At 60.6% G+C, this 22,540-nt stretch carries 21 protein-coding genes and 3 tRNA genes; 14 read left to right on the top strand and 10 right to left on the bottom strand.

From position 1 onward, the window contains the following. Positions 1–10: 10 nt before the first annotated feature. Together AC1DV6_RS14170 and AC1DV6_RS14165 are read right to left on the bottom strand one after the other, a co-directional pair. Complete coding sequence (locus AC1DV6_RS14170; protein ID WP_477978436.1) at positions 11–514, bottom strand: SRPBCC family protein; 504 nt, start codon at positions 512–514, stop codon at positions 11–13. Then, a complete protein-coding gene (locus AC1DV6_RS14165) occupies positions 511–852 on the bottom strand; it encodes an ArsR/SmtB family transcription factor (RefSeq protein ID WP_477978434.1) in 342 nt (113 codons plus the stop codon). Before AC1DV6_RS14165 ends, AC1DV6_RS14170 begins: the two co-directional genes overlap by 4 nt. Before the next feature lie 128 nt (positions 853–980). On the opposite strand from AC1DV6_RS14165, the gene AC1DV6_RS14160 reads away from it, so the two are divergent. Beyond that, positions 981–3,875 carry an HD domain-containing phosphohydrolase gene (locus AC1DV6_RS14160; RefSeq protein ID WP_477978432.1) on the top strand — a complete coding sequence of 965 codons (2,895 nt, stop codon included), beginning with the start codon at positions 981–983 and terminating at the stop codon, positions 3,873–3,875. Here AC1DV6_RS14160 and AC1DV6_RS14155 read toward each other — a convergent pair. The 4 genes from AC1DV6_RS14155 to apaG are packed head-to-tail and all read right to left on the bottom strand — an operon-like array spanning position 3,850 to position 7,507. Continuing rightward, the gene (locus AC1DV6_RS14155) at positions 3,850–4,080 is read right to left on the bottom strand and encodes an HNH endonuclease (protein WP_477978430.1); all 231 of its coding nucleotides are present in this window, start codon (positions 4,078–4,080) and stop codon (positions 3,850–3,852) included. The genes AC1DV6_RS14160 and AC1DV6_RS14155 overlap by 26 nt on opposite strands. A 14-nt stretch (positions 4,081–4,094) precedes the next feature. Beyond that, positions 4,095–5,093 carry a thiamine-phosphate kinase gene (gene thiL, locus AC1DV6_RS14150; protein ID WP_477978428.1) on the bottom strand — a complete coding sequence of 333 codons (999 nt, stop codon included), beginning with the start codon at positions 5,091–5,093 and terminating at the stop codon, positions 4,095–4,097. Positions 5,094–5,105: 12 nt separating this feature from the next. Beyond that, positions 5,106–7,112: a site-specific recombinase gene (locus AC1DV6_RS14145; RefSeq protein WP_477978426.1), complete on the bottom strand. Its 2,007-nt coding sequence runs from the start codon at positions 7,110–7,112 to the stop codon at positions 5,106–5,108. Next, complete coding sequence (apaG, locus tag AC1DV6_RS14140) at positions 7,112–7,507, bottom strand: Co2+/Mg2+ efflux protein ApaG (RefSeq protein WP_477978424.1); 396 nt, start codon at positions 7,505–7,507, stop codon at positions 7,112–7,114. The genes AC1DV6_RS14145 and apaG overlap by 1 nt, the downstream gene beginning before the upstream one ends. A 31-nt stretch (positions 7,508–7,538) precedes the next feature. On the opposite strand from apaG, the gene rpe reads away from it, so the two are divergent. Then, positions 7,539–8,213: a ribulose-phosphate 3-epimerase gene (gene rpe / locus AC1DV6_RS14135; protein WP_477978422.1), complete on the top strand. Its 675-nt coding sequence runs from the start codon at positions 7,539–7,541 to the stop codon at positions 8,211–8,213. A 1-nt stretch (position 8,214) separates the two neighbouring features. Here the strand turns inward: rpe and AC1DV6_RS14130 are convergent, their stop codons facing one another. The 4 genes from AC1DV6_RS14130 to AC1DV6_RS14115 all read right to left on the bottom strand — a co-directional run bounded on the left by AC1DV6_RS14130 (position 8,215) and on the right by AC1DV6_RS14115 (position 14,472). Beyond that, positions 8,215–10,050: a sensor histidine kinase gene (locus tag AC1DV6_RS14130; protein ID WP_477978420.1), complete on the bottom strand. Its 1,836-nt coding sequence runs from the start codon at positions 10,048–10,050 to the stop codon at positions 8,215–8,217. A 41-nt stretch (positions 10,051–10,091) separates the two neighbouring features. Then, on the bottom strand, positions 10,092–11,837 hold the full coding sequence (locus tag AC1DV6_RS14125) for a methyl-accepting chemotaxis protein (RefSeq protein ID WP_477978418.1): 1,746 nt from the start codon (positions 11,835–11,837) through the stop codon (positions 10,092–10,094). Between the two features lie 121 nt (positions 11,838–11,958). Further along, positions 11,959–13,710: a methyl-accepting chemotaxis protein gene (locus tag AC1DV6_RS14120; protein WP_477978416.1), complete on the bottom strand. Its 1,752-nt coding sequence runs from the start codon at positions 13,708–13,710 to the stop codon at positions 11,959–11,961. A 177-nt stretch (positions 13,711–13,887) separates the two neighbouring features. After that, positions 13,888–14,472, bottom strand: a complete 585-nt coding sequence (locus AC1DV6_RS14115) for a chalcone isomerase family protein (protein WP_477978414.1) — start codon at positions 14,470–14,472, stop codon at positions 13,888–13,890. Between the two features lie 374 nt (positions 14,473–14,846). Here AC1DV6_RS14115 and AC1DV6_RS14110 point away from each other — a divergent pair, with 374 nt between their 5' ends. The 12 genes from AC1DV6_RS14110 to AC1DV6_RS14055 all read left to right on the top strand — a co-directional run. Continuing rightward, a complete protein-coding gene (locus AC1DV6_RS14110) occupies positions 14,847–16,379 on the top strand; it encodes an anthranilate synthase component I family protein (protein ID WP_477978412.1) in 1,533 nt (510 codons plus the stop codon). Further along, on the top strand, positions 16,376–16,723 hold the full coding sequence (locus AC1DV6_RS14105) for a chorismate mutase (protein ID WP_477978410.1): 348 nt from the start codon (positions 16,376–16,378) through the stop codon (positions 16,721–16,723). Before AC1DV6_RS14110 ends, AC1DV6_RS14105 begins: the two co-directional genes overlap by 4 nt. Beyond that, positions 16,720–17,295: an aminodeoxychorismate/anthranilate synthase component II gene (locus AC1DV6_RS14100; RefSeq protein WP_477978408.1), complete on the top strand. Its 576-nt coding sequence runs from the start codon at positions 16,720–16,722 to the stop codon at positions 17,293–17,295. Before AC1DV6_RS14105 ends, AC1DV6_RS14100 begins: the two co-directional genes overlap by 4 nt. 45 nt (positions 17,296–17,340) lie before the next feature. Continuing rightward, on the top strand, positions 17,341–18,420 hold the full coding sequence (gene ltaE, locus AC1DV6_RS14095; protein ID WP_477978406.1) for a low-specificity L-threonine aldolase: 1,080 nt from the start codon (positions 17,341–17,343) through the stop codon (positions 18,418–18,420). Between the two features lie 19 nt (positions 18,421–18,439). Continuing rightward, entirely contained in the window at positions 18,440–19,099 is a 660-nt protein-coding gene (locus AC1DV6_RS14090) for a LysE family translocator (protein WP_477978404.1), read from the top strand. Positions 19,100–19,110: 11 nt separating this feature from the next. Beyond that, positions 19,111–20,157: an anthranilate phosphoribosyltransferase gene (trpD, locus tag AC1DV6_RS14085; protein ID WP_477978402.1), complete on the top strand. Its 1,047-nt coding sequence runs from the start codon at positions 19,111–19,113 to the stop codon at positions 20,155–20,157. Positions 20,158–20,164: 7 nt separating this feature from the next. Next, positions 20,165–20,953 (top strand): indole-3-glycerol phosphate synthase TrpC, encoded by a 789-nt coding sequence (trpC, locus tag AC1DV6_RS14080; protein WP_477978400.1) that lies wholly within the window; start codon positions 20,165–20,167, stop codon positions 20,951–20,953. 17 nt (positions 20,954–20,970) lie between these two features. Further along, entirely contained in the window at positions 20,971–21,681 is a 711-nt protein-coding gene (locus AC1DV6_RS14075) for a uracil-DNA glycosylase (RefSeq protein WP_477978398.1), read from the top strand. 16 nt (positions 21,682–21,697) lie between these two features. Next, a tRNA-Tyr gene (locus AC1DV6_RS14070) sits at positions 21,698–21,783 on the top strand. A gap of 60 nt (positions 21,784–21,843) precedes the next feature. Further along, positions 21,844–21,917, top strand: a tRNA-Gly gene (locus AC1DV6_RS14065). Between the two features lie 29 nt (positions 21,918–21,946). Beyond that, positions 21,947–22,021: transfer RNA gene (locus AC1DV6_RS14060), tRNA-Thr, on the top strand. An 85-nt stretch (positions 22,022–22,106) separates the two neighbouring features. Beyond that, on the top strand, positions 22,107–22,540 hold a 434-nt coding region (locus tag AC1DV6_RS14055; protein ID WP_477978396.1), incomplete at its 3' end, for a GTP-binding protein.

Genomic DNA, 22,540 nt, shown 5'->3' with positions numbered 1-22,540 from the left:
ATCTCTCGCTTCAGGGTGTTTGCAGCAGTGCCAGGTAGTCATCCAGCACATCGATATTGCCGCTCCAGCCCTGGTTCATGCTGTCATGGCTGGCGGCGAACAGGGCTTCCTCTTCCGGCGTGGCTTCGTGCGGCGCCCATACCAACGTCATCAACGTGCCGCCGTCCTGCTCGGTGAGCGTCGTGGTGGAGTGCGTGTACATCGGCCAGCCCGGTGCCCAAGGGTTGCGCGTGACGCCGCCTTGCGGGTCGGAGAAGCACTGAACCAGCACCATTTTTTCTGGCGCGTGTAGTTCGCGGAACAACCACTTGCCCCACAGCTCCATGCCGCCATCGACGGTCATCGCATAGTGGTAGCTGCCACCGACACGGAAGTCCAGCTCGCTGTGGGTCACGGTGCTGCCCTTGGGACCCAGCCAGTGTTGCAAGTGCTTGGGATCGGAGTAGACCTCCCAGACCAGTGCGCGCGGCGCTTTGAGCAGGCGGGAAATGGTGAAAGGGGCGTGGGTCGTCATTGTTTTTCCTCAGTTGACGGGGGTTGCAGGGTTGCCAAATAGGTTTCCAGCCTGTCCAGACGCTCTTCCCAGTGCTGGCGGTACTGGGCGACCCAGTCGGCTGCTTCGCGCAGCGGCTGGGCTTCGAGCTTGCACGGGCGCCACTGGGCCTGGCGGCCCTGGGTGATCAGCCCGGCGCGCTGCAATACCTTCAGGTGTTTGGTCACGGCCGGGGCGGTCATGGCAAAGGGCGCAGCCAGATCGCGCACCGAACTTTCTCCCAATGACAGTCGCGCCAGGATGGCCCGACGGGTCGGGTCAGCCAAGGCGGCGAAGGTGGCACTGAGGGCGTCAGTCATGGTGTGTGGCAGGAATTCTTTAATTTACCAGTTGGTTAATTAAAGCATGCAATGTGAAACTCGTCAAACATCTGCCAATAGCCGAATAAAGCAAAGTGCAGACCACGAAACCTCAGGGACGGTGATCTATGGCAGTGCCGGGCAAGCGCGAATCTGCGGACCAAACTCCGACCACACCTTCTGTGGCAGGGTGGCCCATCAAGCTATCCATTGCTTCCGTGGTTGTCACTTCCATGGTGATTCTGGCAGTGACCATCATCACATTGGGCTGGATGGGGGCCAGGCAGTCCTTGCTGGACGCGGCCTCCAAAAGCGCGCGCGACGCCGGTTTGCTGATCAACGAAAAGTCGTACCGCATGTTGGAGCCTGCACAGGCCACGCTGCGTCTACTGACCTCCACGCCGTTGATCCAGGCCACCACACTGGAGCAGCGCCTGCTGCAATTGCGCACGCTGTCCGACGTGCTGATCGCCAACCGCCTGATGTCCGCGGTCTACGTGGGCTACGCCGACGGCTCCTTCTTTCTGGTGCGCCCCCTGAATCTGCCGGCATTGACCGAGCGCTTCTATCCGCCGGCCAAGGCGAAGTTCATGGTGCAGTCCATTCAGATGCGCTCGGGTAAACCGGTGGGTGAGTTTCTTTTCTTCGACGGTGGCCGCAACTTGCTGGAGCGCCGCGCGCAGCCGGACTACGTCTTTGACCCGCGCAAGCGCCCATGGTTTGAGTCTGCACAAAACGTCTTTACCGCAGTGTTTACCCAGCCATACGTGTTCTTCACCACCCGCCAACTTGGCCTGACCTTGAGCCAGGCCAGCTTGGACGGTGATTCCGTGTTCGGCGTTGATGTCGTGTTGGACGATCTGGCGGCCAGTCTGGGCGACCTGCGCAGCACGCCGAATGCGCAGCTTGCGCTGGTCAACTCCAGGGATCAGGTGCTGGCCTATCCGGATATGACCCGTGTACTGGTAGAGCGTGAAGGTCGCTTTGATTTCAAGTCGGTCAACGCGTTGGGTGTGCCGGGCCTCGCGGCCCTCAGCGGTCTGCGTGACAAGGCAGACAAGGTACAGACGTACAAGGTCGACGGCACCGAATGGGTGGGCGTGAACTTGCCGTTTGATGTGTGGCAATCGGAAGGACTGCGCCTGCTGGTCGCGGCGCCCAGTGATGATTTGCTGGGCGACTTGAAAACCAAGGCAGGCGAGTTGGCGCTGATCATCATCGGGCTGGCGTTGCTGTTGATGCCCATGGGTTGGTTGGCCGGCGCAGCGATTGGCCGCAGCCTGGACCGATTGACGCTATTGGCGCAGCGCATGAACCACTTTGATTTTCACCATGTTGACCTACCGCCCAACTACATACGCGAAGTCAATAGCCTCTCCAGCGTGATGGGTGAGATGGGTGAAACCATTGAGACCTTTTTGCAGATCAGCCAGGATATGGCGACCGAGCCCAAGGTCGAGCGCATGTTGCACAACGTGTTGCAAAAAATGGTATCCGCCACGCGCTGCCAGGGTGGCGCTGTGTATCTGGTGGACAGCGCAAGCCAGAATCTGCAGCAATCCGCAGTTGCTGGGTATCTGCTGGACCATGACCCGTCGCACATGCAGCTCAGTGCCCTGCCGACCTCTGGCGCACGCCGCACGGTGACGAAAAATGTGTCGGAAATGCAGGTGGAGTTGCGCGGGCGCAGTGGAAAACTCGAAGGCATACTGGTTCTGCAGCACACCAGCGACGTGGGGCACGCCGACGCGTCGTTTACCGAGTTCGTGCACAAGCTCTCCGGCATGCTGGCGGTGTCGATAGAAACGCGTCAGTTGATCGAAGCGCAAAAGGCATTGCTGGACGCGGTGATCCGCCTGATGGCGGATGCGATTGACGCCAAGAGCCCGTACACCGGAGGCCACTGCGAACGCGTCCCCGAGCTGGCGGGCATGCTGGTGGACCGAATGGCAAAGGAAAACACAGGCACGTACGCCGCGTTCACGATGAATGAGGACGAGCGCTACGAGTTTCATTTGGGCGCCTGGTTGCACGACTGCGGCAAGGTCACCAGCCCCGAGCACATCATCGACAAATCGACCAAGCTGGAGACCATTTACAACCGTGTCCACGAAGTGCGCATGCGCTTTGAGGTGCTGCTGCGCGATGCACAGATCGCCTTCTGGCAAGGTGTGTCGCAGGGTGGGGATCGCACCGCGTTGCAAGCAGAATTGGCGCAGCGCCAGGCGCAATTGCAGGACGATTTTGCGTTCGTCGCGCGCTGCAATGTGGGTGGCGAATTCATGGCCGATGCCGACGTGGCGCGCCTGCAGGCGCTGGCGCAGACGCCATGGGTGCGCAACTTTGACAATCGCTTGGGCCTGTCTAGCCAGGAGCTGATGCGCGTGGAGGCGGCCTCGCCAGAGGCGCGGCCCTTACCGGTGCAGGAGCAGTTGTTGGCGGACCGGCCTGACCACGTGGTGCCCTGGGGTGCGCGCAGGCCGCCTGTCGAGAAGGGCGATCCCAAAAACCGCTACGGCTTTGACATGAAGCTCCCGGCGCAAGAGCAGCACATGGGTGAGCTCTACAACCTGTCGATTCGTCGTGGCACGCTGACCGAAGAAGACCGCTTCAAGATCAACGACCACATCGTGCAGACGTTGATCATGTTGAAGAGCTTGCCGTGGCCCGCACAGCTGGCGCGCGTGCCGGACATCGCGGCGACCCATCACGAGAAGCTCGATGGCCAAGGCTACCCGCGCAAACTGGGGGCCGACAAGCTGACGGTGCCTGACCGCGTGATGGCGCTGGCCGACATCTTTGAAGCACTGACGGCGGCCGACCGGCCCTACAAGGCGCCCAAGACCCTGTCGGAATCGCTGCGCATCATGGCCTTCATGGCCAAGGACCAGCACATCGACCCCGAGCTGTTCCGCTATTTCCTGCACAGCCGTGTCTGGGACGAGTTTGCCGAGCGCTACATGCAATCCGGACAACGGGATGCTGTGGACCTAGCTGCTATTGAGAATCTGTTGCCGACTTAGCGTGGCGCTGGTGGTTGCAGCGCGCGTGGCTGATCGCCAGGTTGTCCTGGTGGCTGCTGCCGCCTTCACTGAGCGGCTGGATGTGTTCCAGCGTGGCGTCGGCGTGTTCCACATGCTGCCCGCACACCCAGCACGGTACCTTGCCGTGCATCTGGCGCGCCACGGTCTTGTAAATCTTGTCGCGGGTGTAGGCGGGTTTGCTCATGGCTTGGGAGTCGTTCAGGCGAAATGGTCGAATGAACCAAAGGTGTTGGCCACGGGCGCACCCTGTCCATCCACCAGGCGCAGCCCGGGCTGCGCATCCATCTGGCCAATCCGGGTGACGGCAACGCCAGAGTTCTGCGCGGCGGCCAGCACCGCGGCACGCCGAGCCGGTGGCGCAGTGAACACCAGCTCATAGTCGTCGCCACCACTGAGCACATATTCAAGTGCTAGCGCCGGGGTGATTGGAGTGTCAAATTGGCTTGTAGCGCCCGCAGAATGTGCGTAAGCAGCTATCAAGTTAATAGCATAAGAGGTGTCGATCGTGGCCCCGACGCCAGAGCGCCGCAGGATGTGGCCGAGGTCACCCAGCAATCCGTCGCTGATGTCGGCAGCAGCAGTCGCAATGCCGCGCAAAGCCATGCCCAGCGCGACCCGAGGCGTTGGCATTTCCATACGCTGGCGCGCCTTCGCAAACATTTCGTCCGGTAGCACCACGGTTTTCCTGAAGTGCTCCAGCGCCAGCCGCGCATCGCCCACGTTGCCACTGACATAGAGATCGTCACCTGCCTGCGCACCGCTGCGCAGCAGCGCCTGGCTGCGCCCGTCAACTACAGGCACCTCGCCAAACACTGTGATGCAAATGTTCAAAGGGCCCTTGGTCGTGTCGCCACCAATCAACTCGCAATCGTGTGCATCAGCCAGCGCCCACAGGCCTTGCGAAAACGGCGCCAGCCAGGCCGGATCTGACTCGGGCAGTGCCAGCGCGAGGGTGAAGGCGACGGGTTTGGCGCCGCAAGCCGCCAGATCACTCAGGTTGACGGCCAGCGCCTTGTGGCCGAGCTTGCTCGGATCGACATCGGGGAAGAAATGGCGGCCGCTGACCAGCATGTCGGAAGAAACAGCCAGTTGGGTGCCGGGGCTGGGTTGCAGGAGCGCGCAATCGTCGCCTACGCCCAGCACCGCGCGGCGCGCGGGCCGGGTGAAAAACTGCTGAATCAGCTCAAACTCGCCCATCTGCTCCACCCACTATGTCTGGTCCCGTGTCGGCCAGAAGAAGGACAGTGGTTGTGTGCGCAGTCGCTGCCAGATCGCGCGGCGAATACTGGCGCGGCCTATGCCGGTCACGTTATGCGCCTGCAAGGCAACGCGAAATGCCAGGTAAAAACTCACACCCAGATTCAGCGCGCCGATGAAGGGGATGCTCGCTGCCGCCCACCACACCGCAGGCAGATGGACCGCGTCCCAGCCGAGTGAGGCGCAGGCCGCGGCAAGCTGGCCGGTCGATAGCGTGACGTGCCGCACATCCAGTCCAATGCCCAAAAAGGCAAGAATGGCCGGAACCAGCCCGAGCATGAAGCCCAGCGATATGTTCGACGCGAAGCCGGAGATGTTCTGCCGCATAAATGTGGCCCAACGGTCGGCCCGTGCAGCGCCCAGAATTTGCGTGATGTGGGGGTTGTAGCGCAACGCGGAGTCGAGCCGGTGCAGTACAAACCAATTCTCCACCCAGCCCGCAATAATGCTGCTGGCAAATAGCAGCACGCCGGTAAACGCCGCAAACAACAGGCATGGGCCCAACAGCGTCAACGACTGCAGCACGTGGTGCGCCTTGTCGGCATCGATCATCGGCACGCTGGTGATGGCCTGCCATACCAGTGACAGCAATACCGCCACTGGAAACACGGCGACCACGTTGCCCAGTACCGCGGCAACTTGCGAACGCACCAGATGGGAGACTTCGTCTACGAACCCGTCCACCGCAGTAGGGTCGCCCAAATCCTTGAGCTTGGCTGCCATGGCGGGTGCGGTCATGGCCGGCTGCTTGGTGGCCAGCGTGAAATGGAACAGCTGGATCAACACAAAGCTGGCGGCGTACATCAGGCCGGACCAGAATCCGAACCAGAACGCAGCCAAACCCAGCGCCGTCAGCGCGAACTTGAGCGCCACGGTAAAGGCGGTCAATACGCCGCCACCCGCCGCATTGCCCAGCATCGCGCGGTATTCGGTGCGGCTGCGGGTGATGTAGTGCTCGCCAGTCTCCGAGCTGCGCTCTGCCACCTTGGCTGCCAACAGTGAAGAGCTGCTGGAAATCAGTGCGCCTATGCTGCTGCGGTCCTGGCCTACGCTGACCAGTTGTGACAACAGGCGCGCCGTGTATTTGTGATCGGCATCGTTCAGCAGGCAGTCCAGCAAGATGCGGATGCGCAGCACGCGCTCGCGCAGTTGCCGCAATCGGAACACCAGATCGACCGAGATGCCGTGCGTATCCAGATGCGTGTAAACCGTGGCGGCGCAATGGCGGCAGGCTTCCAGTTGCGCCTTGAAGCGCTGGGCAGTTTCATCTACCTCCACGCCGCTGAGCCAGGCGTTGCGCACAGCGTCCCAACTGGCGGAAAGATCGTAAAACGGGCTGGCGTCCTGTTCCGGCGCGCTCATGCGCAAGCGGATCTCCGGTGAAAAACCGGCCGCACGAACCTGGCTGGTGCAAAAGGTCAGTGCGTCCAGCAGCGTGCACTGCCAGTAGCTCAGGCTGGGTGTTTGCAGCGCATGGTGGCCATGCGCCGGTGCGCTCAGCAGCGAACCCAGCCGCGCCAACGTGGCTTCAGGAAGCGCTGCAATCCACTGCGCATCCAGCGTAGTGGGCAAAGCCAGCGCGAACAACTCCGACGCGTCCGAGGTTTCCGGCGAGGAGGGCAGCAGCTTGTGGTGCAGGCGCTGAATCAACTCCGAGACGAAAGCGTTGCGCGATGCAAATCCAAAATCTGCCAGAAGCGTACTGCCGTCTACCGTCGTGGTGATGGTGCGCCACCAGGCGCGCAACTGCAGCAACCGCTCGGGCTGCGACTCCAGAACATCCAGCAGATTCTCAATCCGGGTTACGCAGGTCGCCGCATCGTCTTCGTCGCCGCGTATCCAGTCAAACAGCGCCAGCAGCGCCAAATGCCGCTGTACCAACGGTGCTTGCGCATTCAGCGCGCTCAGAAGACCATCCCCAGCGGGGTTGCTCTCAGTGCGCAGGGTGAGGTCTTGCATCAGTGCAACGTCCGGGATCCGTCGGCACCGCCGCTCAGTGCGTCCAGCACAAACATGGGCACATCCGCATCAAATTTCTCGCCGTCCTCTGCGACGCAGAAGAAAATCCCGTGCATCGTGCCGGTGGGTGTGCGCAGGCGGGTGCCGCTGGTGTACTCGAACGCCTGTCCGGGCTTCAGGAAGGGCTGCTGACCGATCACGCCCAGTCCTTTGACCTTTTCGGTCAGGCCGTTGGAATCATTGACGCTCCAGCTGCGCGAGATCAGTTGGGCCGGCACTTCGCCGGTATTGGTGATGGTGATGGTGTACGCAAAGACATAGCTGTCTTCTTCCGGCGCCGATTGCTCGGGGAGGAATTGCGGGTGTACTTCCACCGTAAATTGGTACTTGGCCATGGCTGCAGTTTAATCTTGATAGCATTCACCCATGACTTACCGTATTGCCCCCTCCATCCTCTCAGCCGACTTTGCCCGTCTGGGCGAAGAAGTCAAAAACGTGATCGCGGCTGGCGCCGACTGGATCCATTTCGACGTAATGGACAACCATTACGTGCCCAATTTGACTTTTGGCCCGATGATTTGCAGCGCGTTGAAGCCGCATGCCAAGACTGCAGCGGGTGTGGCGGTGCCGATCGACGTGCATTTGATGATTTCGCCGGTTGACGCGTTGGCCGGCGCCTTTGCCGATGCCGGCGCCGATCTGATCAGCTTTCACCCCGATGCGTCCAGCCATGTGCACCGCAGCATCCAGGCGATCAAGGCCAAGGGCGTCAAGGCGGGGCTGACCTTCAATCCAGCCGAGCCGCTGGATGTGCTGGACTGGGTGATTGATGACATCGATCTGGTGCTGATCATGAGCGTGAATCCCGGCTTTGGCGGTCAGAGCTTCATCGACTCGGCGCTGCGCAAGATCGAGGATGTGCGCAAGCGCATTGACGCATCGGGCAAGGACATTCGCCTGGAAGTCGACGGTGGCATCAAGACCGACAACATTCGCCGTGTGGCCGATGCGGGGGCGGATACGTTTGTGGCCGGCAGTGCGATTTTTGGCAAGCCGGACTACAAGAGCGTTGTGGACGCAATGCGTGTCGCATTGGGCTAACTCAAATTTCTTTGGGCAACGCGCGCAAAAAACTGAACGTAAAGCAACTGCCCTGACCGGGAGTGGAGCTGGCCACCAGCGTGCCGCCCAGTACCGTATTGGCGATGCGGTGAGAGACTGACAACCCCAAGCCCGAACCCCCTTTCCCCAGGCGGGTCGTAAAAAAAGGATCGAACGCATGCTTGAGCGTGTGCTCGTCCATCCCCTTGCCGCTGTCCTTCACCCGCATCACCACCAGCCCGCCCTCGGTGCGTGCGGTAATGGCGATGCTGCCAGATGCGTTGTCGCCGAATGCATGGGTCAGCGCGTTCTGGATCAGATTTGTGATCACCTGTCCCACCGGGCCAGGGAAGCTGTCGCACTGAATGCCATCCGGTATGTCTACCGTCACTTCAACATGGTGGTGGCGCATGCCAGGTTTCAAAGCGGTGACCAGCTCCTGCACCAGGGTTGCCAGATCGAACTCGCGCCTTCGCTCGGAGGAACGGTCCACGGCCACTTGTTTGAAGCTGGTGACCAGCTCGGCGGCGCGGCGTGTTGAGCGCACGATCACTTCGGACATTTCATCCTGCAGCCCCAGGAAATCCACCAGATCGGATTTGCGCAACTGGCCGGCATCGACCAGTTTCTTGAAATCCCGAATCTGGGCTTGCATGGTGCTGGACACGGTGACTGTATTGCCTATGGGCGTGTTTAGTTCGTGGGAAATGCCGGCCACCATGGCACCCAGCGACGCCAGCTTTTCGGACTGCACCAGCTCCTCCCGCGCGGCGGTCAGGCGTGCGACTGTTTGTGACAGCTCGGCGGTGCGTTGACTGACGCGTACTTCCAGTTCTTCTGTCACGGCGCGCTGTGCGGCTTCGGCTGTCAGGTGGTCGGTCTGATCGAACATGGTGGCGACCAGTCGCTGCAGCCCGCCGAACTCCACCGGGGCGATATAAAGTAAAAAAGGACGTGCTCCAGTGGTCGTCCGCAGGGCGGCCGGCAAACCATCTACCTTGCCTTCGCGTTGCAAGGACGCACGCACTGCGTCACGCTCAAGCTCCTTCTCCCACAGGTCCAGATCTTCCGCGGTCTTTCCTGCGGCATCTTCGGCGGTGATGCCGAACAGTGCGACCCATGCGTCATTGACGGCGAGGTGACGGCCATCCCTGTCAATCGTGGAAGAGGGCATGGGGTTGGCGCGAAACAGCGCAGAGAAGCGCTCGTCCGACACCCGCAGTGCTTCCAATTGTTGCTCCTGCGCCTTCGTCAGTTCCAGCACCTGTGTAATCTTGGACTTGAAGCTGCGAAAGGCGTAGACAGAAATCAGCAGGCTGAGCAAAGTACATGGGATGAAAACCAAGGCCATGCCGATGGGCGTACGGGTCAGGTTGGGCGGCTGGTACCCCAGGTAGGATTCACCGATAGCGAGCGCTGCCATGTCCAGCGCGATGACGACGAAGACGGCAATCGCGGCGCGCTCGCCCAACAGCCAGGCGGCAAACATACACAGGGTAGGTGCAACGAACAACGCGGGTGTGCGCAAACCTGCAACGCTGAAAGTCAGGGCCACCGCTGCCGCGGTAATGCCCCACAGCACGACTTGAATGCCGCGCCGTGACTGGCCCTTTCGCATCAGGGCATAGGCCGCCCAGCACACGGCAACAATCCCCAGTGTCACCAGCATGCTGCGTTGCGGACCATACGTCCACAGGCCGTACGCGAGCGAAACCATCACGGTGAGCGATACGATGAGCAGGAAGCGCTGGAAGATCAACAGCCCATTGGCGCCCAGCAGCAACTCAGCGTCGTCGTGCGCTGGGCTGGTGTCTGTGGGCGGGTTGAGGGCTGTCATGCAGTGGACGTGCTGGGGTCCATTGCACTATGGTGCGCCGGTCAGAAGGTTTCCCAATCGGCGTCGTCGCCGGCGGGTGTTGGCTGGGGTCTCGCCGCAGGCTTCGGTGCAGCCAGCGTGGCTTTGGGTGCGGGCTTGGCTGCCGGTTTCACGGCGGGCGCGTTGCCCAGTTGCCGCATCGCGCTCTGGTGAGGCAACGACTTGGGGGCGCTTGAACGTACCGCGGCTTGGGGTACGTGTGGTGGGCGGCGTCCATCGTCATCAAGCTTGAACACCGCCACCGACTGCACCAACTCGTTCGCCTGGTTTTTCAGGCTGCCGGCAGCGGCGGCCATCTGCTCTACCAATGCCGCGTTTTGCTGGGTTGCCGTGTCCATCTGTGTCACCGCATCGCCGACCTGGGACACACCCTGCGACTGTTCGGTGCTGGCAGCGCTGATCTCGCCCATGATGTCGGTGACGCGCCTGATCGAACCGACCACTTCGGTCATGGTTGTGCCGGCCTGGTCTACCAATACCGTGCCCTGGCTCACCCGGTCGACGCTGGTATTGATCAGGCTCTTGATTTCCTTGGCGGCTTCCGCAGAACGCCCGGCCAGCGAACGCACTTCGGATGCGACCACCGCAAAGCCGCGGCCCTGCTCGCCCGCGCGTGCCGCTTCCACTGCGGCGTTCAGCGCCAGGATATTGGTCTGGAACGCAATGCCGTCGATCACGCTGATGATGTCGGAGATCTTGCGTGACGACTCGTTGATGCCCTTCATGGTTTCCACCACCTGGCCCACCACTTCGCCACCCTTGATGGCGACGGCGGAGGCATTCATCGCCAACTGGTTCGCCTGGCGTGCACTGTCCGCATTTTGTTTAACGGTGGAGCCCAGTTCTTCCATGCTGGCGGCGGTTTCTTCCAGCGCGCTGGCTTGTTGCTCGGTACGGGCAGACAGGTCGTCGTTGCCCTGGGCAATCTCTGCGCTGGACGTCGCGACATTCTGTGCATTGCTCTGGACCACGCGCACGATACCGCCAAAGCTTTCCTGCATGCGGTCCATGGCTTTGAGCAGGCGAATGGTTTCGTCGTTGCCGGAGGGACGCACAGACGAGGTCAGGTCACCTTCGGCCAGGCGGTCGGCAACGCGCACCGCATGGGCCATAGGCTCGGCAATGTGATTGGCCAGCCAGACAGACGAAAATACCAGCAGGGCGGCTGCAATGGCCAGCCCAACGCCGACTTGCCAAGTGGCCGAGGAGGCACGTGATTTGGCTTCAACGCTGTAGGCCTCTACGTCCTTCTCGATAGCGCCGCTCTGCTCTTCCATCGTGTCTTCCAACACCTTGAACGCTTTCTGGAATTCCGGTACAGCTGCCAAGGCGGCCTGTGCATCGGTGGCGGCCAATTGCTGCACATGGGAGGCAGATGCCACATACATTTTCAGCGCGGGCCCGACCTTGGCCACCACGCTCTTGGCGTTGTCAGACAGGGGAGCTGCCTGCATCTCGGACAGGGCCTTGTCGAAGGTGGCCGCATGCTCCTTCAGGTCTTTTTGCGATGCGGCCAGGTCGGCTGCATTATTGGTCTGGGCACTGAGCAGGGCCAGCAGCACATCGCCGCGGATGGCGTCATGCATCATGTCGGCCTCCTGGCTCTTTTGCAGCGCCAGGCCCATGTTGATCGAGTTGTCAAAGGCGACGGACAGCTTGGATGCATTGAGCAGGCCGGTGCCGCCTACGAGAGCGGTCATCACCAGCCCCACCACGCCCAACAACAAAATCTGACTTTTAAGTTTCATGGATTGCTCGCTCCTGTCAGAGTTATCTTATAGAACAATGTTGCCAGCAGCAATTTTCGGACAGCCACAAAAAAGCCCATGCCATTGCGGGCATGGGCCTTGCGAGGTGATAGGTCTTGGCTTAGAAAGTTTCCCAATCATCGTCTCCGCCACCAGCGGTTGCGGTAGCTTTGCTGGCGGTCAACACGGGTGCTGCCTTGGGTGCCGGTTTGGCGTTGCTTGCCTTTGGCGGCGCCTTGGCAGCCATCTTCGGTGGCGCAGATGCCAGCGGCTTGCGCGGTGCAGGTGCGGGAGTGGAGCGCATGCCGTAACCCATGCTGGAGGAGGGCGACATGGCGTGCTCGCCGCTGTTGACTTTGAAAGTCGACACCAGCTGCACCAGATCGGCAGCCTGTGCCTTCAGCCCCGAAGCCGCTGCGGCCATTTGCTCCACCAGCGCCGCATTTTGTTGCGTGGCTTGGTCGATCTGATTGATGGCTTCGCCAACCTGCGCCACGCCCAAGTTTTGCTCGCCACTGGCAGCGCTGATTTCGCCCACGATGTCGGTCACGCGGCGGATGCTGCTGACCACCTCATTCATGGTTGAGCCGGCTTGGTCCACCAAGGTAGTGCCGTGCGCCACGCGCTCCACGCTGGCGCCGATCAGACTCTTGATCTCCTTGGCTGCTTCGGCGGAGCGCCCAGCCAGTGAGCGTACTTCCGACGCGACCACGGCAAAGCCGCGACCCTGCTCGCCCGCGCGTGCCGCTTCCACAGCGGCATTCAGCGCCAGGATATTGGTCTGGAAGGCGATGCCATCGATCACGCTGATGATGTCGGAAATACGGCGGGAGGATTCGTTGATGCCCTTCATGGTTTCCACCACCTGGGTGACCACTTCGCCGCCCTGGATGGCAACCGTCGATGCATTCATTGCCAACTGGCTGGCCTGGCGGGCGTTATCCGCACTCTGGCTGACGGTGGAGTTCAACTCTTCCATGCTCGCCGCAGTTTCTTCCAGCGCGCTGGCCTGGCTTTCGGTCCGCGCCGACAAATCATGATTGCCCTGTGCGATCTCGCTGCTGGCCGTCGCCACACCTTCAGAACCCTGGCGCACCTTGATGACCAAAGTGGAAAGGCTGCCTTGCATGGTCCCCAGGGATTTCATAAGCGCGGCGACTTCATCACGGCCACTGGATGTGATTTGGTTGGTCAGGTCACCGTCTGCAACCGAATCGGCCAGACGCACAGCGCGCTCCAGCGGTGCCACGATTTCGCGGCTCAACCACACGGCGCCCGCCATCGCAATCAGCGTCACCACAATCATCACACCCACCGCCAGGGTGCTGCTGCTCTTGGCGACGGCGCTGGCGGCGGCAGAGCTCTCCGCCTCTTGCTTGGAGAGCAGTTCACGCAATTCGCTCAGCGTAGCCGTTGCTTCCCTGTCCTTGCCTTTGGCGGCTTTGTCGCCTGCCGCGTAGTCGCTGTCTGCCGCTTTATAAGCTTCGAAGGCTTTGACGTAGCCGTCCTGGGCGGAAGTCATACCGGCTGCCAATTTGCTGACCAGGGCTTGTGCAGCAGGGTCGCTGATCAGTGAATCCAGCGCCTTGAGGCCCTCCTGCACATCTTTCATTTCCTTGAGATGCGAATTCCAGTATTTTTCCTGGTCTTTGGGCTCCTTGCCGCGTATCAGTACGTTCTTCCACTCCTGGACTGCAACGGAGAATTTGCCGGAAATGTCCGCGGCTTTTTTGTTGGCAGCCACTTTTTGCTGCACATCCGTTTCGTAGGTGTTAACGACGCTGTTGAGCTTGTAGATGCCAAACATGCCGCTCAAGAAGAGCAGAGCCAAGGCCAAGCCGAAGGCCAGAGGGAGTTTCAAAGCCAGTTTCATCACGAATCCTTTTGATGCAAAGGGTGAACCAACGAAGCAATCCCTGTCTATCGTTGTCGGCTATATGACAGGTTTGTTAAGAAATACACATTGACACATGTAGCGTAAGCAAAAAAAAGCCTGCCGACAAGTGTCGGCAGGCTGTGTTGCTATTTGGGGAAGCTCCCCATGCCGGCCTTACTTCATGCCGAGCAGGTTGTCTTTGAGCTTGTAGTCCGCGGGCACGGCACCCAGCCAGATGGACATCAGGGCCTTGAAGAAGTCGGGTTCGACAAAGGGTTCACCCTGCACAACACCCTTGACGGTGATCACGGTTCCTTTGCCCGGAATCCAGTCGATCTCGAAGCGGTCGCCCGACTTCAATGTCTTCTGCTCAGAAAACATGGCGCCCATGCGAATCAGACCACCTACCAGTTTGGACATTTCGGTCTTGCTGGCGTTGTCTTCCATTCCACGGGTCAGCAGCTTGCCCAGTTCACGCGCATCAATGTCGCGCAGCATGGTCACCGCCACGCGTTTGGGACCAGGCGCTGCCAACAGCTCGTCCAGATTGTTAACCTTCTTGGTGGTGTACAGCTCGGCCACATAGACCTTGAAGATGGCCTTGTAGCGGATGCCTGCGCCATTGAGCTGCAGTTTGGTCCCCACCAGAGTGATGTTGTCCTCAACCTTGACGCCGCTGAGTTCCATGGGCGCCGCAAGTGCGCTGCCCGCCAATGTCAATGCAGCAAGCAATGTTCCTAAATTCTTGAAAACGTTCATTTGTCTATTCCCGCCTGTGCGCGGCGGGCCTCAAGTGTTGATGCCCTATTGTCCGCCCAAGTGTGGTGCGCAGTATCAGGGTTTTCGAGGACAACCTTTTGGTGCGTAATGGTTTGCTACACTGCATCCATGTTCATTCACCGCACCAGCATTGAGGGTTGTAGCGACCGGGGAGCCTGGCCCTGGCGTACCCAGACTGCAGCGTCTGCGCGGTTTGCCGCCCTGTTCGCCTGAAGGGCACTGGGCTGGCCGCAACGGCCAAACCCCACCATCCCGATGAACCTGTCGCCCTTTCCATTCCTGTGATGGGCGGCGCTTGCAGCGCAAGGGGCTTGATGCCCTGTGCTGCGGCTGATGTTGAAAGGCTTCCTTTTGTGATTTCCGAACTTGAATTCCAGGCCCTGGGTGCGCAAGGCTTCAACCGCGTCCCTCTGATGGCGCAGGCCTTTGCCGATCTGGAAACCCCCCTCTCGCTGTATCTCAAGCTGGCCCATGGCGGCGGCACGGCGGCTGACGCTGGTAAATACAGCTTTCTGCTGGAATCGGTGGTCGGTGGCGAACGCTTTGGTCGCTATAGCTTCATTGGCCTGCCAGCCCGAACCCTGTTGCGCGCGAACGGTTTTGGTGCACAGGCGCTGACCGAGGTGGTCACCGACGGCGTAGTGGTGGAGACCTCGCGCGACAACCCGCTGGACTTTATCGCTAGCTACCAGCAACGCTTCAAGGTGGCATTGCAGCCCGGTCTGCCGCGCTTTTGTGGCGGTTTGGCGGGTTACTTCGGTTACGACGCTGTGCGCTACATCGAGAAAAAGCTGGAGGCTACCTGCCCGCCCGACGAGATCGGCTGCCCGGACATCCTGTTGTTGCAGTGTGAAGAGCTGGCGGTGATCGACAACCTGTCGGGCAAACTGCACCTGATCGTCTACGCCGACCCGACACAGCCCGATGCGTACGCCAAAGGTAAACAGCGCCTGCAGCAGCTCCGGGCGAGTTTGGCCCAAGCTGTCAGCGCGCCGGAAATCAAACCCAGCCAGGCGCACCCGGCGCAGCGCGACTTCGCGAAGGCCGATTACATCGCCGCTGTCGAGCGCGCGAAGGAACTGATTGCCGGTGGTGACTTCATGCAGGTGCAGGTGGGGCAGCGCATCAAGAAGCGCTACACCGAGTCGCCACTCTCTTTGTACCGTGCACTGCGATCGCTGAACCCCAGCCCGTACATGTACTACTACCACTTTGGTGATTTCCATGTGGTCGGCGCATCGCCGGAGATTCTGGTGCGGCAAGAGATTCTGTCTGCGGCTGTTAACGACGGCGTTGCTGAGAAGCGCGTGATCATTCGCCCATTGGCCGGTACCCGGCCACGCGGCGCGACCGAAGAACTGGATAAAGCCGCTGAAGCAGAGCTGGTGAACGACCCGAAAGAGCGCGCCGAGCATGTGATGTTGATTGACCTGGCGCGCAACGACATTGGCCGTATCGCCAAGATCGGCACAGTCAAGGTGACCGAAGCCTTTTGCGTGGAGCGCTACAGCCATGTGATGCACATCGTCAGCAACGTCGAGGGCACGTTGCTCGATGGCATGAGCAATATGGATGTGCTCAAGGCCACCTTCCCGGCCGGCACGCTGACCGGCGCACCCAAGGTGCATGCGATGGAGCTGATCGACCAGTTGGAGCCCACCAAGCGGGGCTTGTACGGCGGGGCTTGTGGCTACCTGAGTTACGCCGGCGATATGGATGTCGCGATTGCGATCCGCACCGGCATCATCAAGAACCAGACTTTGTATGTGCAGGCGGCGGCGGGTGTTGTGGCCGATAGCGTGCCCGAACTGGAGTGGAAAGAAACTGAAGCCAAGGCACGCGCATTACTGCGCGCCAGCGAGCTGGTAGAGGAGGGGCTGGAATGAGCCGCGCGATTGACAAAGTGAGCCATTGCAACAACATGGCCGAGGTGCGCCAGCGCATCGATGCGCTGGATGACATCCTGGTGCCGCTGTTGGTAGAGCGCAGCAGTTACATGCTGCAAGCGGCCCGCATCAAGCAGGATGTTTCGCAGGTACGCGACGAGGGGCGGATTGAAGCCATCGTGACCCGGGTGCGTGAAAAAGCGCTTGCCGAGGGCGGCTCGCCCGAGGTGCTGGAGGCGATTTACCGCAGTCTGATGGAAGTGTGCATTGCCTATGAGCACGGCGAGTTTGCGCGCTTGCGTGCTCCGCAGAGCGCCGTTGAGAAGTCGGAGGTGACGGCATGAAACTGGTCATGATCGACAACTACGACAGCTTCACCTACAACATCGTTCAATACTTTGGCGAGCTGGGTGCTGACGTAGAGGTGTTCCGCAACGACGAAATCACTCTGGAAGAAATTGCCGCGCGCACGCCAGACCGCTTGGTCGTGTCGCCCGGCCCATGCTCGCCCGCAGAAGCGGGTATCTCGGTGGCGGCGATTCAGCATTTCATGGGCAAGCTGCCGATTCTGGGCGTCTGCCTGGGGCACCAGAGCATTGGTGCGGCGCTGGGGGGCAAGATCGTGCGCGCCCAAGAGCTGATGCACGGCAAGACCAGCGTGATCACGACCACGCAAGAAGGCGTGTTCGCCAACCTGCCGCAGCAATTCACCGTAAACCGTTACCACTCGCTGGCCATTGAGCGCGCGACTTGCCCCAAGGAGTTGGCCGTTACTGCGTGGACGGACGATGGCGAGATCATGGGCGTGCGACATACGGGCCTCGCACATGCCGTGCGCATGGAAGGCGTGCAGTTCCATCCCGAATCCATCCTGACCGAGCATGGCCACGCCATGTTGAAAAATTTCTTGCTATGAAAAGCGTAGCTGCTCACGCCTGTCTTTCGGGCTTTGGAGGCCAATATGACAAAAATAATTGATCTGCGTAGCGATACCGTTACGCAACCCACCACTGCAATGCGCGCGGCCATGATGGCTGCGCCTCTGGGTGATGACGTGTTTGTCGACGACCCTACGGTCAACGCGCTGCAGCAAAAACTTGCCGACCTGCTGGGCTTTGAGGCCGCGCTGTTCATGCCCACGGGCACCCAGAGCAACCTGTGTGCCATCCTGGCCCACTGTGGCCGCGGTGATGAGTACATCGTCGGCCAATCGGCCCACACCTACCGCTATGAGGGCGGCGGCGCCGCGGTACTAGGCAGTGTGCAACCGCAACCGCTGACGCAGGATGCGCAGGGCCGCATGGCATTGGCCGACATTGCCGGCGCGGTGAAGCCGGACGATTGCCACTTCGCCCGTACGCGCTTGCTGTGCCTGGAAAACACCTGGAACGGACACCCTATGCCCCAGGACTACCTGGAAGCCGCAACCAAGCTGGCGCGCGACAAGGGACTGGCGGTGCATCTGGACGGCGCGCGTTTGTTCAATGCCGCCGTTGCCACTAAGGCGGCGGGTGAAACAGGCATGGCTTCGGCGCGCCGCATCACCAGTCTGTTTGACAGCGTGTCGGTGTGCTTCAGCAAAGGCCTGGGTGCGCCCATTGGCTCGGTGCTGTGCGGCAGCAAGGAACTGATCGCCCGCGCGCACCGTATCCGCAAGATGGCCGGCGGCGGTATGCGTCAGGTCGGCTTGTTGGCGGCGGCGGCCAACCACGCGCTGGACCACCATGTCGAGCGCCTGGCCGACGACCATGCGTTGGCGCAGCGGCTGGCGGCGGGTTTGCAGGGGCTGGACGGCCTCACTGTGCGTTCTGCGCAGACCAATATCGTGTTCATCGATGTAGCCAACGACCGCGGCCCGGCGCTGCTGGCGCATCTGCAGGCCAACGGCGTGCTGGCGACTGGCCTGATCGGACTGCGCTTTGTGACGCATCTGGATGTAGATGCGGCCAGCATTGACCACACGATTCAGTGCGTGCGGCAGTTCTTCATGGCCGGACAGGGCGCTGCCAAGGCGCCTGCTGCGGCAAGCGGGCCGTATTGAGTTCCGGCAAGGTATTGCAATGTCTACCGAGTCTTTGCTGCTGTTTGTTGTCGCCGGCCTTTTGCTGAACCTGACACCCGGACCCGATGTGCTGTACATCGTGACCCATGCACTGCGCAGCGGTGCGCGTGCCGGCATGGTCGCTGCGGCGGGTATCACTGCCGGTTGTTTTGTCCATATTTTTGCGGCGGCAGCCGGCGTCAGTGCGCTGATGGCTGCGTCGGCCACCGCGTTTACCGCACTGAAGTGGATCGGGGCGGGTTATCTGGTCTATGTCGGGCTGCGCTTGCTTACGGCGAAGGTCGGAGATGCTATCAAATTGGAAGCTGCTCACGCGCATTCTGCGGTTATTTCAGGCCTTTTTGATTGGAAAGCCACATTTCTGCGCGGTTTCTTGACCAATGTATTGAACCCCAAGGTCGCGCTGTTCTTTCTGGCATTTGTGCCGCAGTTCATTGCACCGTCTGTAGAGCACAAGGCCGTGGCGTTTCTGCTGCTTGGGTTGCTGTTCAATATCAATGGCCTGTTCGTTAACCTGGGCTGGGCGCTGGCCGCAGCATGGCTGGCCGGTCGCGCCGAGGTGGTGCAAAAGTCCATGCACTGGCTGGACCGCATCGCCGGCGCAATGTTTATTGGTTTCGGAATCAAGCTGGCGCTCACCGATGCGCCACAGGCTTAAAGGAGTTTCTCATGCCCGTTTCAACCGTCAAAATCACGCCGCAGGAAGCCCTGCAACGCACCATCGAACACCGCGAGATCTTTCACGACGAGATGCTGCATCTGATGCGGCAAATCATGTCGGGTGAGGTGTCTCCCGTCATGATGGCTGCCATCATCACCGGCTTGCGTGTCAAAAAGGAAACCATCGGCGAAATCACCGCCGCCGCCCAGGTGATGCGCGAGTTTTCGATGAAGGTCGAGGTGCCGGATCGCAAGCACTTGGTGGACATCGTCGGCACCGGCGGCGATGGCTCGCATACGTTCAATATTTCCACCTGCTCGATGTTTGTCGCCGCTGCGGCGGGCGCCAAGGTCAGCAAGCATGGCGGGCGCAGTGTTAGCAGCAAGTGCGGCAGTGCCGATGTGTTGGAGACGTTGGGCCTGAACATCAACCTGAACCCCGCGCAGATCGCGCAATGCATTGCCGAAGAAGGCGTGGGCTTCATGTTCGCACCCAACCACCACCCCGCAATGAAAAACGTCGCGCCGGTGCGCCGTGAAATGGGTGTGCGCACCATCTTCAACATCCTCGGTCCCTTGACCAATCCGGCGGGTGCGCCGAATATCCTGATGGGCGTGTTCCATGAGGATCTGGTCGGCATCCAGGTGCGCGCGCTGCAGCGCCTGGGCGCCGAGCATGCATTGGTGGTCTACGGGCGCGACGGCATGGACGAAGTGAGTCTGGGCGCGGCGACCATGGTCGGTGAATTGAAAGACGGTGTGATCACCGAGTACGAAATTCACCCGGAAGACTTCGGCATGGTGATGGCCAGCAACCGTTCGCTGAAAGTGACGACGGCGGAAGACTCTAGGGCGATGATGCTGAGCGTGCTGAACAACCAGGCCGGCGCGGCAAAAGACATTGTGGTGTTGAATGCAGGGCTGGCGCTGTATGCCGCCAATGTGGCAAATAGCATGGAAGCCGGCATCAAACTGGCGCGGACCGCCATCGAATCAGGAGCAGCCAAGGCCAAATTGGATGCGCTGGTGGCGCTGTCCCGCCGATTGGGGACTTAAGGAAGATATGAGTGACATTCTGGACAAAATCGTAGCCATCAAACACCAGGAGGTGGCAGCGGCGAAAAAGCGCATGTCGTTAGAAGCGATGCGCACGGACGCCGAATCGCGTGTGCTGACGCGTGACTTCGTGGGCGCCCTGCGCGCCAAGATTGCCGCGGGCAAACCCGCTGTGATTGCCGAGGTCAAAAAAGCCAGCCCGTCCAAAGGCGTAATCCGCGCGGACTTCATTCCGGCTGATATTGCCCAGAGCTATGCCGAGCACGGGGCGGCTTGCCTTTCGGTGTTGACCGACCAGCAGTTTTTTCAGGGCCAGATCGATGACCTGAAGCAAGCGCGCGCGTCCTGCCAGTTGCCGGTGTTGCGCAAGGACTTCATGGTCGACGCCTACCAAATCTACGAATCGCGCGCAAAGGGTGCCGACGCAGTGTTGCTGATCGCGGCTTGCCTGAGCGACGTGCAAATGAAGGAATTTGAGGCCATTGCCCGCAGCCTGGACATGGCGGTGCTGGTGGAGGTGCATGACCAAGCCGAGCTGGAGCGTGCGTTGCAATTGAAGACGCCGCTCTTGGGCATCAACAACCGCAATCTGAAGACCTTCGAGGTGTCGCTGGAAACCACGCTGACATTGCGCACGCTGGTGCCCAAGGATCGCATTCTGGTAACAGAGAGCGGCATCCACACCCGGGATGACGTGCTGCGCATGGGTGCGGCGGGTGTCAACGCGTTCCTGGTCGGCGAGGCCTTCATGCGTGCGCCGGAGCCCGGTGAGGCGCTCAAGGTGTTGTTTGGATAACCGGGGGGCACGAGGCAATGCAGGATGACCAGTTGCGCTCTGCGGACCCGGCGGGCTGGCCCGTCGCGACGGGCTGGCAACCCACAGTAAACGCGTTCTTCCAGTCGCCCACTGGCGCAAGTCTGCTGGGTTTTTTGAAGCAAAGATTGGATGCGGGCGCCACCATCTTCCCGCCACAGCCGCTGCGCGCGCTAGATTTGACGCCGCCCGAGGCCGTGCGCGTCGTGATCCTGGGCCAAGACCCGTACCACGGCCGCGGGCAGGCCGAAGGACTGGCCTTTTCGGTCGCGCCCGGCGTGCAACTACCACCCTCTTTGCGCAATATTTTCAAAGAGTTGCAGCGTGATCTGGGTACGCCGTTTCCCGCATTTCCCCAGCCGGGCGGCAGCCTGGTTCGCTGGGCCGAAAAGGGTGTTTTATTGCTCAATACCTGCCTGACGGTGGAGGAGGCCCAGCCCGCCAGCCATTCCGGTAAAGGCTGGGAGGCGTTGACGGACGCGGTGATCCGTCAGGTGTCACTGGATGCCCAGCCAGCAGTTTTCATGCTGTGGGGTGCCCATGCGCAGGGCAAGCGCCCGCTTATTGATGCTTCGCGCCATTTGGTGCTGACGGCCAACCACCCATCCCCGCTGTCGGCGCTTCGCCCACCGCTTCCCTTCATCGGTTGCGGGCATTTTTCGCAAGCGCGTGAGTGGCGAGATTCCCAGAGTCAAAAACTCATGGCATAATCCGGGGTTCACCAAAGGAGAGGTGGCCGAGTGGTTAATGGCAGCAGACTGTAAATCTGCCCTCTTACGAGTACGCTGGTTCGAATCCAGCCCTCTCCACCAGTGATTGTTAATTGTCGAGAAGTTTGGTTGGCGGATGTGCGAGCCGGCCTGCTTAGTTCGGCGGGGTTCGTATAGTGGTAATACCTTAGCCTTCCAAGCTAAAGCGAGGAGTTCGATTCTCCTACCCCGCTCCACAGTTGATTTATCGCTATTGGTTGAATTTGCCCTTTTGGCTCAGTGGTAGAGCACTCCCTTGGTAAGGGAGAGGTCGCGGGTCCGATTCCCGCAAAGGGCACCAGTTTTTTGCGTCGCCAGGGCGCCTTGTTTCTGGTTGGCGTGTTGTGGTTTTGTTGGTTTAACTCATTACTTTTCGGAGTCAGACAATGGGAAAAGAAAAATTCACGCGTACCAAGCCCCACGTGAACGTTGGCACAATTGGCCACGTTGACCACGGCAAGACCACGCTGACAGCGGCTATTACTACGGTTCTGGCATCCAAGTTTGGCGGCCAAGCCAAGGCGTACGACCAGATCGACGCAGCTCCTGAAGAAAAAGCACGCGGTATCACGATCAACACCGCCCACGTGGAATACGAAACGGCCAACCGCCACTACGCCCACGTTGACTGCCCCGGCCACGCTGACTATGTGAAGAACATGATCACTGGCGCAGCCCAAATGGACGGCGCGATCCTGGTTTGCTCCGCAGCTGACGGCCCAATGCCTCAGACCCGCGAGCACATCCTGCTGGCCCGCCAGGTTGGCGTTCCTTACATCATCGTGTTCCTGAACAAATGCGACATGGTGGATGACGCTGA

Source organism: Rhodoferax sp. P2_H8_2, assembly GCF_056403235.1.
The sequence above is the reverse complement of the archived record's forward strand: the minus strand, read 5'-3'. Positions and strand labels throughout refer to the sequence as shown.

Coding starts and splice junctions, on each gene's coding strand:
- AC1DV6_RS14105 (WP_477978410.1), top strand. CDS start 16,376: ATGAGCCGCGCGATTGACAAAGTGAGCCATTGCAACAACATGGCCGAG.
- trpD (WP_477978402.1), top strand. CDS start 19,111: ATGCCCGTTTCAACCGTCAAAATCACGCCGCAGGAAGCCCTGCAACGC.
- AC1DV6_RS14130 (WP_477978420.1), bottom strand. CDS start 10,050: ATGACAGCCCTCAACCCGCCCACAGACACCAGCCCAGCGCACGACGAC.
- thiL (WP_477978428.1), bottom strand. CDS start 5,093: ATGGGCGAGTTTGAGCTGATTCAGCAGTTTTTCACCCGGCCCGCGCGC.
- AC1DV6_RS14145 (WP_477978426.1), bottom strand. CDS start 7,112: ATGCAAGACCTCACCCTGCGCACTGAGAGCAACCCCGCTGGGGATGGT.
- ltaE (WP_477978406.1), top strand. CDS start 17,341: ATGACAAAAATAATTGATCTGCGTAGCGATACCGTTACGCAACCCACC.
- rpe (WP_477978422.1), top strand. CDS start 7,539: ATGACTTACCGTATTGCCCCCTCCATCCTCTCAGCCGACTTTGCCCGT.
- AC1DV6_RS14170 (WP_477978436.1), bottom strand. CDS start 514: ATGACGACCCACGCCCCTTTCACCATTTCCCGCCTGCTCAAAGCGCCG.
- AC1DV6_RS14160 (WP_477978432.1), top strand. CDS start 981: ATGGCAGTGCCGGGCAAGCGCGAATCTGCGGACCAAACTCCGACCACA.
- AC1DV6_RS14075 (WP_477978398.1), top strand. CDS start 20,971: ATGCAGGATGACCAGTTGCGCTCTGCGGACCCGGCGGGCTGGCCCGTC.
- AC1DV6_RS14115 (WP_477978414.1), bottom strand. CDS start 14,472: ATGAACGTTTTCAAGAATTTAGGAACATTGCTTGCTGCATTGACATTG.
- apaG (WP_477978424.1), bottom strand. CDS start 7,507: ATGGCCAAGTACCAATTTACGGTGGAAGTACACCCGCAATTCCTCCCC.
- AC1DV6_RS14125 (WP_477978418.1), bottom strand. CDS start 11,837: ATGAAACTTAAAAGTCAGATTTTGTTGTTGGGCGTGGTGGGGCTGGTG.
- AC1DV6_RS14155 (WP_477978430.1), bottom strand. CDS start 4,080: ATGAGCAAACCCGCCTACACCCGCGACAAGATTTACAAGACCGTGGCG.
- trpC (WP_477978400.1), top strand. CDS start 20,165: ATGAGTGACATTCTGGACAAAATCGTAGCCATCAAACACCAGGAGGTG.
- AC1DV6_RS14090 (WP_477978404.1), top strand. CDS start 18,440: ATGTCTACCGAGTCTTTGCTGCTGTTTGTTGTCGCCGGCCTTTTGCTG.
- AC1DV6_RS14165 (WP_477978434.1), bottom strand. CDS start 852: ATGACTGACGCCCTCAGTGCCACCTTCGCCGCCTTGGCTGACCCGACC.
- AC1DV6_RS14100 (WP_477978408.1), top strand. CDS start 16,720: ATGAAACTGGTCATGATCGACAACTACGACAGCTTCACCTACAACATC.
- AC1DV6_RS14120 (WP_477978416.1), bottom strand. CDS start 13,710: ATGAAACTGGCTTTGAAACTCCCTCTGGCCTTCGGCTTGGCCTTGGCT.